This window comes from Vibrio sp. L85, from assembly GCF_963871815.1.
Taxonomy (GTDB): Bacteria; Pseudomonadota; Gammaproteobacteria; order Enterobacterales; family Vibrionaceae; genus Vibrio; species Vibrio harveyi.
This window is the reverse complement of record NZ_CAWMYL010000112.1, coordinates 25,969-40,399: the sequence shown is the minus strand read 5'-3', so window position 1 is coordinate 40,399 and position 14,431 is coordinate 25,969. Positions and strand designations below refer to the sequence as shown.

The following is a 14,431-nucleotide window of genomic DNA, read 5'->3' as shown; positions in this document are numbered from 1 at the left end:
GGTCAATATTATTTACTGTTTTTCAGTGCAATTCAATGAAAATGAGTGAATTCAGCAAAATAGTATGTCTCATTTTAATTTTGTTCATAAAAACAGTTGATTAGCACTCTATTCTCTATACAAAATTGCTAGCTTTTTATTTAAAAGCAAACGATTTCATGCCAGGAAAACTCAAATCGCACGTTACGGCGTCACTTGTTGTGTGGAGTTATAATGATTTGAACATAAAAAAGCCCCGCGATTGCGAGGCTTTTGCTAAAGTCACTTACCCTATTCGTTCGAAGAACAGTTCAGGTTAAGTAGAACCAACTCGCGAAGTGCAACAGAGAACTTAGCGAACTCATGAACGGAACCAACTTTGAATTCATTCAAGATGCTCTCCCAACGATGTAATGACAATTCATTCGTTGTCATCCAATCTTCGAGTGCTTGCATCACGTCTAGATCTTCTGTTGAGCAGCCGCAAGTTAGAACTTGAGCAGTCAATTGACGTTGTTGCCAATCAAGATCCTCACGGAATGCTGCACGGGCAAGAGCTTGCCAGTTATTATCAACCGCTTGGCTATTGATCTGTTTCAAGAACCAGTGAAGTGATAAACGGTCACCTAGATTAAAGTAAAGCTTCGAGGCTTGTTCAACCGTTTTACCCGTTTCGCTTGCTACTGTTGAAATATCCAGTGCAGACTGTAGGCTAGAGAGACGAGCTACATGGTGTGCCAGTTTCTCCTCTACTCCGCGCTCAATCCATTTCTGAGCAAGTTCGTTATGCTCTTCCACTTCTGATGCAACTAGCATGGTGTCTAGCGTTTCAGTAATAGTGTGAACATCGCCTTTATATAGCGCAACTAACTCAGTTACTGTGCTCTTACCGCTGCGATTGCGAAGTAACCAACGAGAGATACGGCGCAATGCGCGACGTACATAAAACATGATCTCATACTGTGCTTCTGCAGTTGCAACGTTATCGAGTGCACGAGTTTGCTTAAGAATATCTTCCAGTTCGAAGATCTCACGTGTTGCACTGTAAGCGTTCGCAATATCAACGACACTCGCGCCCGTCTCTTCTTGAAGACGAGTCACGAAGTTACAGCCCATTTCATTAACCATTTGGTTTGCCAGCGCTGTTGCGATGATTTCAGCACGCAGCGGGTGGTTTACCATCTGATCTTTGTAGTTACGGCGTAACTCACTTGGGAAATAAGCAACTAACTGTTTTCCATGGAATTCATCATTTGCAATTTCGTCAGCAACCAATTGTTCTTTCAGAACCATCTTACCGTAAGCTACGAGTACTGAAAGTTCAGGACGTGTCAGACCAAGACCTTGTTTCTCTCGCTCAATCAAGGTTTCATCGTCTGGAATGTACTCAAGAGCACGATCCAAGTACCCTGCTTTCTCCATTGTATGGATAAAGCGGATTTGCTCTTTAACGATGCCAACACCTTGCTGTTCAGTCACCGAAATAGACTCAGATTGACGGTATGCATCGTCCAATACGATTTCGCCCACTTCGTCTTCCATCGATTCAAGAATCTGGTTGCGTTGTTTAACCGTTAGATCGCCATTCGATACTAAACCATTCAAGAAGATCTTAATGTTCACTTCGTTGTCCGAACAGTCTACGCCACCAACGTTATCCACAAAGTCCGTATTTACACGACCGCCTGTGCTTGCGTATTCGATACGACCAAGCTGAGTCATACCTAAGTTACCGCCTTCACCAACCACTTTCGCTTTTAAATCACGTCCATCGATACGGAGTACGTCATTTGCACGGTCGCCAACATCAGTGTGTGTCTCGCTAGAAGCTTTAACATACGTACCGATACCACCATTCCAAAGCAGATCCACTTCCATTTGCAGGATCATCTTAATCAGATCGTTTGGCGCTAGAGACGCTTTCTTCGTGCCCAGCATTTTTTGGATTTCTGGCGTTAGTTGGATCGATTTAGAGCGACGAGAGAAAATACCACCGCCCTGCGAGATCAACTCGGCGTTGTAATCTTCCCAGCTTGATCGTGGGAGATTGAACAAGCGATTACGCTCTTCCCAGCTGGTGGCTGAATCCGGATTTGGATCAATGAAGATGTGCATATGGTTAAATGCAGCTTGTAGACGAATATGCTTAGATAGCAGCATACCGTTACCAAATACGTCCCCTGCCATATCACCCACGCCAATTGCTGTGAAGTCAGTGGTTTGACAGTTGATGCCCATTTCTCGGAAGTGGCGTTTCACCGATTCCCAACCACCTTTCGCAGTGATACCCATTGCTTTGTGGTCATAACCGTTAGAACCACCTGATGCAAACGCGTCACCTAGCCAGAAGTTGTACTCATCCGATACAGAGTTCGCCAAATCAGAGAATGTCGCTGTACCTTTATCGGCGGCAACAACTAAGTATGGGTCGTCTTCATCGTGACGCACTACACTCTTCGGCGGAATAACTTCGCCTTCGATGATGTTATCGGACACATCGAGAAGCGCGCGAATGAAGCGTTTGTAACAACGTTGACCTTCAGCGAAGATTTCATCACGGTTAGTTAGAGTTGGCTGACGTTTACATACGAAGCCACCTTTTGCACCCACAGGAACAATAACCGTGTTCTTAACTTGCTGTGCTTTAACCAGACCAAGAATTTCAGTACGGAAGTCCTCTTGACGATCCGACCAACGCAAACCACCACGCGCGACTTTACCGCCACGTAGGTGTACACCTTCAATATCAGGTGCGTAAACGAAGATCTCAAACGCAGGCACTGGCTGAGGAATATCAGGGATTTCGCTTGGCTTCATCTTCAATGATAACCAAGGTTTAGGCTGCTTATTTTCGTCCAATTGGTAGTAGTTAGTACGTAGCGTTGCCGTGATCATTTCCATGTAGCGACGGATGATACGATCATCATCTAGGCTTTCAACGCGATCCAGTTGCTCGGTTATTTTCTTGATAAGATCGTTCTGACCTTTCTCGCTGCCTTTGTGTTTTGGATCGAATCGTTTGGCAAACAAGTTTACTAGACCCGTTGCCAAATCTGGGTAATGGCTAAGGGTATCTTCTATGTATTGTTGGCTGAATGGGAAACCAACCTGGCGCATATAGCGCGCGTATGCACGAAGAATTGAGATTTCACGACCAGACAGTGAAGCGCCTAGTACCAAGCGGTTGAAGCCATCACTCTCTAGATTACCAGCCCAAATCGCTGCGAATGCTTGTTGGAAACGATCGCGAGCTTCACGAAGATCAACGGTCTTGTCGCTCTTATGCAGCATTGAGAAATCAAGGATCCAGAACGTTTGACCATTGTTGGTTTCGATCTCATAAGGCGATTCGCCGATCACACGTAACCCTAGGTTTTCCAACATTGGCATCACATCGGATAGGTGAATTGGCTCGTCGCGGTGGTATAGCTTCAAGCGAACTGCTTTCGATTCAGCCGCTTCTTCTTGCGGACGATAGAACAGCATGCCGAGTTTGTTGTCGTCGCTTAACGCTTCTAGACGTTCGATATCTGCAACCGCAGAACCTGGCATCATGTCTTCTTTATATGAACGTGGGAATGCGCTCATGTACTCTTTCGAAAGCGGAAGACCTTTGCTTTCACCAAAGTTAGCAATGATAGACTCTTTTAGGCGGTCGTCCCATGAAGTCGATACTTCCATTAAGTTCTGCTCAATCTTTTTCACGTCTACATCAATGTTGTTATTGTCTACACGAACAATGTAATGGGTTCTCGCCAACGGGCTTTCTGAGAAGAAGGTTGTGAATTCAACCTCTTGTTCACAGCCAAAGTACTGCTTAAGAATGCGTTGCGTTTGACGACGAAGCTCTGTGTTGTATCGATCTTTTGTCACGTAAACCATACAGCTGAAGAATCGACCAAATGGGTCTTTACGAACAAATAGACGTAACAAGTCACGATCTTGCATTTGAACGACGCCCATCCCCACTTCTAATAACTCTTCTTCACGAGCTTGAAGTAATTCGTCACGTGGGTAGTTTTCTAGAATGTTGTGGAGGGCTTTGTACGAGTACGATCCGTTACGGTAACCACTCGCTTCTAGAATACGATCCACTTTCTCGCGGATCAGAGGAATACTTTGTACGGCTTGGTTGTATACAGCAGAAGTGTAAAGACCTGTGAAACGGTGCTCACCAATCACTTTGCCGTTCTTATCGAATTTCTTAACGCCAATGTAGTCAGTGTAAGCTGGGCGGTGAATACGAGATGCTTGATTGCCCTTAGTGATGATCAATGCGTAAGGCTTTTTCGCTTCTAGGCGCGCAGAGTCGGACAGTTCAGAAAGCTTGATGCTACGAATGCGATTGTCATCGGCAAAGAGACCAAGACCTTTCTCTTTAACAGGTTGCAGCTCAGTGTCACCATTGACGCTAACAAGATCATACTCTTTGTAACCCATGAAGGTGAAGTTATGATCCCCTAACCAACGTAGGTATTCGATCGTCTCATCTAAACGATCAGTCTTCATCGAAACTCGATCTTTGTTCTTTTCAAGATCATCAGTAACGATCTTAAGTTTATCAACCATTTGTTTCCAATCATCAACCACTAAACGCGTGTCAGACAAAATGGTCAGTAGCTCATTTTTCAGCTCTTGCATTTCACCTTTACTGGTTAAGCGGTCAACTTCGATATGGAACAGAGATTGAAGAACACCACCCTCGCCATTAACGTCCGTCACTTGCCCTTTTTTATCGCGTTCTAGTTGCGTTGGGTTGTTGAGCATCAAGTGAGAAACAAGGTCAAGTCGCGTTAACGCCATCTTGATGGAATCCACCAAAAACGGGCTGTCCGGAACAACAATTTCAACAATAGTGTGTGTTGATTGCCAACCTTGGCGGCTGACAGTTGGGTTGAATACCCTGACAGAAATGTCTTCTGGTTTCTTTTCATTGACATGATGCCACAGGCTAACAACGGCACCATATAGGTCGGATTCGTTTCGCTGAATCAAGTCATCATCAGCAATGTTACTAAATAAGTGTTGAGCAAGTTTAGTTACAAGCGGTTGGTGAGAAAGCTCGAGTTTGTCTTGAATTAGTTGGTATACCTTTTCAAGCAGAACCGGCACTACATTTTCACGCGCGGTCATATTCACACTCCACATTAGAATTGTTGTTTTGTAGGGGGACTTAACTTCGGGTTTTAGCCTCGAAACTAAGCATAGGTAATGCATGCACTTATTGTAAAAGCATAATTACAAATGTTTAACAAAAATTCGCAGTGGTAGGAGGTGAAATGTTTGATTATGTGACTAAGATTCCTGTTTAACTCACTAGGAATATCAGGCATCACAGAGTTTCTAACTTTAGAAACTTATTATTTTGGTCAGTTGTGAGTCTAAAACGACCTCTAATGCCTAATTGACTAAGAAACGGTCGAAATTTTGATGCATCTAGTTGCACTCTCAAACCATTGTCAGTAATGACTTGTACAGAACTTGCGGCACCAGAGTAGTGTGAAAGAAATGTTTGATAAGAGATGTTGAGAGAGAAGTAATACTGGTTCATGAAAATGGATTGTTGTCAGAACAAAAAACTAGGGTGATCGTAATGACCACCCTATTCTTTTGTCGATTATTCGTCTAGTGCTTTAGTCACTTTTTCGAATAAGTCTTTCGCTAGATTGTCCATCGCTTTAAGCTTTTCAAGCTCTACACGAATAAGCGCTTGACGACCTTCATCGTATTTACGGAATTTCAATAGAGGATCGATCATGCGGGACGCCACTTGTGGGTTACTATCGTTCAACTGACGAAGGATCTCACCAGCAAATTGGTAGCCAGAACCAGATTTATCATGGAAACGTACTGGGTTTGCGTTCAAGAACGAACCAATCAAACTGCGCGTGCGGTTCGGGTTCTTCAAGCTAAACGCTTCGTGGCTCATGGTTTCTTTTACTTTCTCAAGTGCGTTCTCAATCGGGTTGCTGCCCTGAAGAACAAACCATTTGTCCATAACCAGACCATCGTGCTTCCACTTGTCGCTGTAATCCGCCATTAACGCTTCACGACATTCAAGTTGTGCACTGTTTGCTGCATTCATCGCCGCAATTGTGTCGGTCATATTGTTTGATGATTCATACTGCGCTTTTGCTAGCTCGTTACCCTTTTCAGTGTAAGCCAAGAACTGCAAGCACTGGTTGCGCAGAGCGCGTTTGCCAATCGCTGCATGGTCAATGCTGTATTCTGTTTGGTTCAATGCGTGATAAGTAGCACTCAGTTCATCTTCTAGTTCTTTAGAAAGTGACGCTGTAATGCTATTCAGTACCGTATCTACCGCATCGATATCAATCTGCTTGTACCAACCAGTGATTTCGTTGATGGAAGGCAGAGAAAGCACTTGAGCAATAAACGCAGGTTCAAGGTTTGCATCAAGTAACACGCCACGGAATGCATCGATTAAGTCTTCTGATAGATTAACCTCACCACCCGCTTGAACGTTAGTTACGTTTTGACGAATGTATTTCGCGAGCAGCATTTGGCTTGCATCCCAACGAGCAAAATCGTTCGTTGCTTGCTTCATCAAGAAAATCAGTTCATCATCGCTGTAATCGTATTCCAATTTAACCGGTGCAGAGAACTCACGAAGCAATGATGGTACTGGTTGTTCTGCAACGTTTTCGAATACGAAAGTCTGCTTGTCTTGCTTCACGTCCAAAACGTTGTGTACGGATTCACCGTTGATAACCAGTGGAATCACATCACCATTTTGTGCGTATAGTTCAATATCGAATGGAATATGTAGCGCTTGCTTTTCTGCTTGGTCGTGCGTTGCTTCAGTAAATTGCTCAACCGTTAACGCGTAAGTTTTTGCTTCAGCGTTATATTCGCTGTTTACGCGGAGTGTTGGTGTACCCGATTGGCTATACCATAAGCGGAATTGTTTAAGATCAACGCCCGTTGCGTCTTCCATCGCAGAAACAAAATCTTCACACGTTGCCGCTGTACCATCATGACGTTCGAAGTAAAGCTTCATGCCTTTTTGGAAGCCTTCTTCGCCAAGTAACGTGTGGTACATGCGGATCACTTCGCTGCCTTTTTCGTACACGGTTAGCGTGTAGAAGTTATTCATTTCAATAACTTTATCTGGGCGAATTGGGTGTGACATTGGGCTTGAGTCTTCCGCAAACTGAGGACCACGGATAATGCGAACGTTGTCGATGCGGTTTACTGCGCGTGAACCAAGATCGGACGAAAACTCTTGGTCACGGAATACCGTTAGACCTTCTTTTAAGCTCAGTTGGAACCAATCGCGACAAGTCACGCGGTTACCCGTCCAGTTGTGGAAGTATTCATGACCGATTACCGCTTCAATGCCAAGGTATTCGCGGTCAGTCGCGGTTTTTTCATTCGCAAGCACAAACTTCGAGTTGAAGATGTTTAAACCTTTGTTTTCCATTGCACCCATGTTGAAAAAATCAACCGCAACGATCATGTAGATATCAAGATCGTACTCAAGACCAAAGCGATCTTCGTCCCACTTCATTGAGTTGATCAGCGAAGTCATTGCATGACCCGCGCGATCGAGGTTGCCTTTGTCGACAAAGATTTCTAGGTCTACTTCACGACCTGATGTGGTTGTGTATTTATCACGTAGTACATCAAAGTCACCGGCAACCAAAGCGAACAAGTAAGCAGGTTTTGGATGTGGGTCCTGCCATTGAACCCAATGACGACCATTTTCTGCCTCACCTTCAGCTACGCGGTTACCATTGCTTAATAGAAATGGGTACACGGTTTTGTCTGCGATCACTTTTGTTGTGTATTTCGCAAGAACGTCTGGACGATCTAGGTAGTAAGTAATACGACGAAAGCCTTCTGCTTCACACTGTGTACAGAACGCACCACCTGATTTGTAAAGACCTTCAAGTGCGGTGTTTGCTTCTGGGTCGATCTTAGTAACGATTTCTAAATCAAATTCTGCTGGCAGATCGGTAAGAACTAAAGAGGCTTCTTTGACTTCATGATGAGACCAGTCTTCACCGTTCACTTTTACAGAGCGTAGCTCTAGCCCTTCACCATCGAGTTCTAATGTGGTTAATTCACCCTTTTGAACTACTTTTGATACTGCTGTAACGATCGTGTCGTTGTCATAAAGATCAAACGTCAAATCAATATCGGTAATTGTATGAGATGGCGCTTTATAATCTTTGCGATATTTCGCTTGGGGAGCTTGAGACATGTCCATAAATCCTTGTATATAGAACCACAAAAATACCAGGACTAGAGGCTCAAACACCTCTTACTGGTATCACGATATAAGCTATTTGTAGGGGTTGTGGTATCAGAATACAAGTCTTTCTATAAAAAAACGGAGCTTTTAGTGTCTTAGCTCCGCTTTCTGTTTAACATTTAATCAACATCAGAATATTTCACTATTAATAACCCTGCGTGAAATAATGGTGATGAATCATTTATGGTGTTACTCGATTAAGTACCGCGTACATATCACCGTTAGAATCTTGAATCGTCAGCTCGTTTTGGTTCAATGTATAGCGAGTTCCGTGCTCTCCGTTCTCGTACAAAAGAACTAGATGCTCACCCTCTGTGTAAAACACGCCTTGTTTCACTGCCTCTTCACCTTCTTCATTTGACACTCTAAACATAAATACAAAGTCTGGTTGAAGAATTAAGTCCATTTGGTTGATGTTATTTGCAAGCATGCCATCCCCTCCAACTTGAGAGCTTGACCAAATACCTGCAAGTGCATTCGACAACCCCTTAGTGAAGGTTACACCATTCAAGTCTAGGATGTTGTGGTTATTACGATATGCATAAATTTGCGGCTCATCAGTATTCAACCCAAGAACGATGGTGTCCTCATTGGCGTTATAGAGTCCTTCCCAATGGTCGATTGAGTAATCTTTTTTCTGAATGTCGATAGAGAACGTGTAGTCCGAGCCAAGGGTGAGTTTTATCGCTCTAAAGTTTTCTGAAGAATCATCAGGGTTTGGATTCATCAAATACCAATCTCCGATCAAGAATGGAGTGTCAAAGTGACTAAGTTCGTCTTCCTTGTTGGTCTCCGCGCTAGAAACACTAAAGCAGCAAAAGCTAAGTAAAATAATGAACCATTTCATAACGGTATCCTTATCGTTTTCTTTTAGCTTAGGCTCTAGATCTCATTTTCGCGAAATATTTGATCTACATCACGTAAATTGTTGGTGCAAATTAAGCGCAGGAACAACCTATTTTTATAGAAACGCCGCTTTATAAACGCATAAAAAAAGAGCGAGTCGCTATGACTCGCTCTTTATATAGAGAATTATTAGTCGTTTTGACTGAATTTTTAGCCTTTCAGCATATCAACCATAACAGCAACTGATTCATCTAGATAAACGTCTGGCGCTTCGTAATCTTTTGGCACATCATCAAGCGTTTTGAATGGTTTTTTACCCATTGCTGCTTGACGTTCATTGATGCGCTCTAAGCGTAGAGCCTCGGCTTTATCTGATTCGTCTTCGCGCACTTTCTCGTTAAGAGACAACAAATTATCGTCTTTCTCTTTACGGTACTTCTCAATATCTTCTTTGATGAAACGGAATTCCATCTCATCAGCAATACGTTTATTGTGAAGCTCAGTTAGTTTGGTAACAAGCGCGTCGTTGCTTGGGAATGTCTGATATTTTGCTTTATCAATGCTATCCCAAGGTAATGCGTTGTCTTCAACACTCTCACCTGTTTCGCTTGGCTCGACTGGAGTTGGGTAAGCGATGTCTGGTGCAACACCACGGTTCTGAGTACTGCCACCATCGATGCGGTAGAACTTTTGAATCGTGTATTGTACGTAGCCAAGTTCTTTGTCGAAAAGATCGTAGATATGATTCAATGAGCGATGTTGTTGAACGGTACCCTTACCGAAAGAGTTTTCACCAAGAATAATCGCACGGTTGTAATCCTGCATTGCTGCCGCAAAGATTTCAGACGCTGAAGCACTGTAGCGATTGATCAACACTGTTAGTGGACCATCGTAACTCACTTGACCATCGGTATCTGCATTTACTTTGATGCGACCATAGCTATCGCGAACCTGAACAACTGGACCTTCTTTAATGAAGAGCCCTGTTAATGCCGTTGCTTCAGTCAGCGCACCACCGCCGTTATTGCGTAGATCAACGATAACACCGTCGACGTTTTTCGCCTTCAATTCAGATAGCAGTTTATCGGTATCTTTTGAAAGACCGACGTAAAAACTAGGAACCTCAAGAACCCCAATCTTCTTACCGTCTTTCTCGATGATTTCAGACTTAACCGCACGGTCTTCTAAACGAACTTTATCACGCACAATAGTGACAACGTAACTCTTCGCATCTTTACCTTCTGGCAAGACTTGTAGGTTAACTTTGGTTCCTTTAGGACCTTTGATTAGTTGAACGACATCATCAAGACGCCAACCGATCACATCGACAACTTCTTCGCCATCTTGACCAACACCGATAATGCGGTCGCCCTCACCTAGCTGTTTACTCTTAGATGCTGGACCGCCGGCAACTAATGAACGAATCACTGTATAGTCGTCGGTCATTTGAAGCACAGCCCCAATACCTTCAAGAGACAGATTCATCTCTGATTGGAACTGTTCCGCGTTTCGTGGAGATAGGTAGCTAGTGTGTGGATCAACTTCACGAGCGAATGCATTCATGTAAAGTTGGAAAGCGTCTTCATTGCGAGTTTGCGTGATGCGTTTCATCGCGTTGTTGTAACGTTTCGCTAGAACCTCTTTGATTTCTGGCCATTCTTTACCAGTCATTTTAAGGTTAAGAGCATCGTACTTAACGCGTTTTCGCCATAATTCATTTAACTCAGCTTCATCCTTGGGCCATGCGGCTTCAGAACGATCCAGTTCAATAAACTCATCAGTATTAAACTTGATTTCTTTATCGAGTAGAGTCAATGCGTAGGCAAAACGATCAAAACGCTTCTGCATCGAAAGATTATAAACATCAAATGCAATCTTGTTATTACCAGCTTTAAGCTGATCATCAAGGCTGACGGACCAATCTTTGAAAGAGTCGATATCGGCTTGAGTAAAAATATTTCTATTGTAATCAAGCATTTCTACGTAGCGCTCAAAGATCGCTTTGGAGAAATCATCGTTTAGATTGAAATGCTTATAATGAGAGCGGGTAAATCGAGAAGTTACTCGTTTGCTGGCTGTTTCATGCTGAACTTCAGGTGCAAGAACCGGCAAATCATCTTTGTTTAGTTTGGCTTCTAGAGCCTGAGCTGATGCTGCTAGCCAGAAGCTAGCAGCAATCAGTGTCACTTTTGAACGGCAATTCATGCGTAGGAGTATCTCCCTTATGCGCGCAAGTGCTCCGCTTTCACAACCATTTGTAGGCCGTTAGCAAGTTGAACACGTACATCATCCTTATTGACTTCAACAATGGTCGCTGCCATGTTTCCTTTGCCCATGTTCACGTTAACTGCGTTGCCGATCGTGATTTCATCAGCGTTTAGCGCGCGTGTTTCTACAGGCTTACTTTCTTTTTGTACTTTTGGTTTGTTAGCACGACGAGGCTGTTGTGGCTTTTTAGCCGCAGGTTTCGCTTTCGCCTTACCCTCTTCGCGAGCTTTTTGAGCTTGCTCTTTACGACGAGCCTGAACTTTCGCTTTGCTTTCAGCAAGTGTCGCTTTAGCGTGTTCTACGTGTTCTTCTTCTAGCTCACCACATGGGTTGCCATCTAGATCAACACGTACTGCACCTGGTTTTACGCCGTGTAGGTAACGCCATGATGAAGTGTACTGTCTTAACGCTGCACGAAGCTGAGTTTTGCTTACTTTTTCGTCTTCATTTAGACGTTCCGCAAGATCTTGAAAAATACCAATTTTCAGAGGCTTTGCTTCACCTTCTAAAGTAAAGCACTTAGGGAAACATTCAGCAATGTATGCGATAACTTCTTTGCTGTTTTTTAACTTTTCAGTCATGAGGGTTCCTGGTTTGAGCGGATTTCCGCGAAGCATTAAGAAAAAATATTCTCGTATTATAGTGACATGCCAAGGAAAAACCACACTCGAGGGCGAATTTATGCGTCGTTAGCGTGCGAATTAAGCAGCTTTTCTACTTCAGCCATAAAATGAGTGAGGCCTTCTTCATCAATTTCATTGAATCGACCGATATTTGGACTATCAATATCCAACACTCCAGCCACTTCCCCATTGATAGTAAAAGGAATAACAATTTCTGAATTACTTGCTGCATCACAAGCAATGTGACCTTCAAATGCATGCACATCGTATACTCTTTGTACGCTGTTAGTTTGTGCAGCAGTACCACAGACGCCTCGTCCCATTGGGATACGAACACAAGCAGGCTTACCTTGGAAAGGGCCGAGCACCAACTCATCACCTTTCGTTAGGTAAAAACCCGCCCAATTCAGGTCTTCAAGTTCCATAAATAGAAGAGAGCTGATGTTGGCAAGATTTGCGATGTAGTCTTTCTCTGATTCGATAAGCGCAACTGCTTGCTTGGTAAGTCTTTGGTATTGTTCTATGTTCATATTAACTTCCTACTTTTTATTTAGGCTTCCATTCTGTTGGTATGGCGCTAAAATGCAGCCCTACTTTTAATAGGACTTATTCTCAATTACAATGAATCCGAAAAACGACACTATTAGCCGTTCTTGGTTGATAACACAAGTGAAAAAGCACAAGTCCAAGCTGATTCTAGCGAACTTGATAGCTGTACTTGCGACCTTGATTAGTGTTCCAATCCCTCTTCTTATGCCTCTCATGGTGGATGAAGTCTTATTGGACAAACCGGCATCGGGCTTAGCAGCAATGAACGCGGTTTTACCTGAAGCGTGGCACACACCTACGGGTTATATCTTCTTTACTCTGTTCTTGGTTGTGCTGATGAGGGCAGCAAGCCAAGGGTTTAATATTCTTCAAAGCCGACAATTTACCTTGGTTTCAAAGACAATCACCTTTGAAATGCGAAGTAAAATGATCGACAAGCTTGGTCGTATTAGCATTCGACAGTACGAAACAAAAGGCAGTGGTGGCATCAACGCTCACCTTATCACCGACATTGAGACCATTGATAAATTTATTGGTTCTACATTAGCTAAATTTGTTATCAGCCTACTGACGGTGATTGGTACAGCCATCGTGCTACTTTGGCTTGATTGGCGTCTGGGTCTGTTTATTCTTCTCGTCAACCCTATTGTCATTTACTTCTCACGTAAGCTGGGAAGTATGGTTAAGCACCTTAAGCGCAAAGAAAACCATTCATTTGAGATTTTCCAGAACCGCTTAGTCGAAACTCTTGACGGCATTTATCAACTACGAGCGGCTAATAAAGAGCGAGAGTTTCTCCAGCAATTAAAAGGTAGCGCTGACCAAGTTCGTATCGATGCTGACAAGTATGCATGGCAATCAGAGGCTGCGGGACGTGTCTCTTTCCTTCTGTTTTTAATCGGTTTCGAGTTGTTCCGTGCGGTTGCAATGCTAATGGTAATGTTCAGTGACCTTACCATTGGTCAAATTTTCGCGGTGTTTGGTTACCTTTGGTTTATGTTGTCTCCTGTTCAAGAACTATTGGGTATCCAATTCTCTTGGTACAGCGCAAAAGCGGCACTTAAGCGAATTAATGATCTACTCGAATTGGAAGAAGAACATAGACCTGTTTCGAAAGTAAATCCTTTCAAAGAAAATCGAGAGGTTGATGTAAAAATTGAACATGTTGATTTTTCATACAACAATGAAAACAAGGTGTTGGATGATCTCTCGTTGCACATTCCTGCTGGTAAGAAAGTGGCGCTTGTGGGTGCGAGTGGTGGTGGTAAATCAACCCTGATTCAATTATTGATCGGCGTTTACCGTCAGAATTCTGGTTCTATCCGTTTTAATGATGAGTTGACAGAAGACATCAGCTTTGAAGTAATACGCGACAAAATTGCCGTGGTTTTACAACAACCTATACTATTTAATGACACCTTAAGGCATAATCTGACCCTTGGTGGTGACTTTGATGAAATGTCATTATGGCGAGCACTAGAAGTCGCTCAGCTTCAGGACGTGATTTCGCAACTTAACCACGGATTGGATACTCAAATTGGTCGTAATGGTATTCGCCTATCTGGCGGTCAGCGTCAACGCTTAGCGATTGCACGTATGGTGCTGAGCAACCCACAATTTGTTATCCTAGACGAAGCAACGTCAGCATTGGACACCGCAACTGAAGCGGCTTTGCATAAGGCGTTAACGGAATTCTTACGCGGTCGAACGACTCTTATTGTCGCCCATCGCTTATCGGCGGTGAAGCAAGCAGATTTGATTTATGTGCTTGAAGATGGAAGAGTGACGCAAACAGGTACCCATGGTGAGCTCGTTGAGCAAGAAGGCTTATATCAAACCTTATATGGTGGCATTCAGTCCCACGCTTAAACCATTCAGTTTAGAGAGGTCG

The 14,431-nt window shown here is 43.4% G+C and carries 8 protein-coding genes; 1 reads left to right on the top strand and 7 read right to left on the bottom strand.

Features of this window, described 5'->3' with window-relative positions:
• Positions 1-270 precede the first annotated feature (270 nt).
• The 7 genes from AACR11_RS11545 to AACR11_RS11515 form a co-directional block, all read right to left on the bottom strand.
• Positions 271-5,112, bottom strand: a complete 4,842-nt coding sequence (locus tag AACR11_RS11545) for an NAD-glutamate dehydrogenase (RefSeq protein WP_029788433.1) — start codon at positions 5,110-5,112, stop codon at positions 271-273.
• 199 nt (positions 5,113-5,311) lie between these two features.
• Positions 5,312-5,530 carry a DUF2835 domain-containing protein gene (locus AACR11_RS11540; RefSeq protein ID WP_005446806.1) on the bottom strand — a complete coding sequence of 73 codons (219 nt, stop codon included), beginning with the start codon at positions 5,528-5,530 and terminating at the stop codon, positions 5,312-5,314.
• A 66-nt stretch (positions 5,531-5,596) separates the two neighbouring features.
• Positions 5,597-8,203 (bottom strand): aminopeptidase N, encoded by a 2,607-nt coding sequence (gene pepN, locus AACR11_RS11535; protein WP_029788432.1) that lies wholly within the window; start codon positions 8,201-8,203, stop codon positions 5,597-5,599.
• Positions 8,204-8,435: 232 nt separating this feature from the next.
• Positions 8,436-9,101 (bottom strand): hypothetical protein, encoded by a 666-nt coding sequence (locus tag AACR11_RS11530; RefSeq protein ID WP_029788431.1) that lies wholly within the window; start codon positions 9,099-9,101, stop codon positions 8,436-8,438.
• 209 nt (positions 9,102-9,310) lie between these two features.
• Positions 9,311-11,305, bottom strand: a complete 1,995-nt coding sequence (prc, locus tag AACR11_RS11525; RefSeq protein ID WP_005446803.1) for a carboxy terminal-processing peptidase — start codon at positions 11,303-11,305, stop codon at positions 9,311-9,313.
• A 17-nt stretch (positions 11,306-11,322) separates the two neighbouring features.
• Positions 11,323-11,949: an RNA chaperone ProQ gene (proQ, locus tag AACR11_RS11520; RefSeq protein WP_005446802.1), complete on the bottom strand. Its 627-nt coding sequence runs from the start codon at positions 11,947-11,949 to the stop codon at positions 11,323-11,325.
• Positions 11,950-12,047: 98 nt separating this feature from the next.
• Positions 12,048-12,521: a GAF domain-containing protein gene (locus AACR11_RS11515; protein ID WP_005446801.1), complete on the bottom strand. Its 474-nt coding sequence runs from the start codon at positions 12,519-12,521 to the stop codon at positions 12,048-12,050.
• A gap of 91 nt (positions 12,522-12,612) precedes the next feature.
• Between AACR11_RS11515 and AACR11_RS11510 the strand changes: the two genes are divergently transcribed.
• Positions 12,613-14,409: an ABC transporter ATP-binding protein gene (locus tag AACR11_RS11510; protein ID WP_005446800.1), complete on the top strand. Its 1,797-nt coding sequence runs from the start codon at positions 12,613-12,615 to the stop codon at positions 14,407-14,409.
• Positions 14,410-14,431 lie beyond the last annotated feature (22 nt).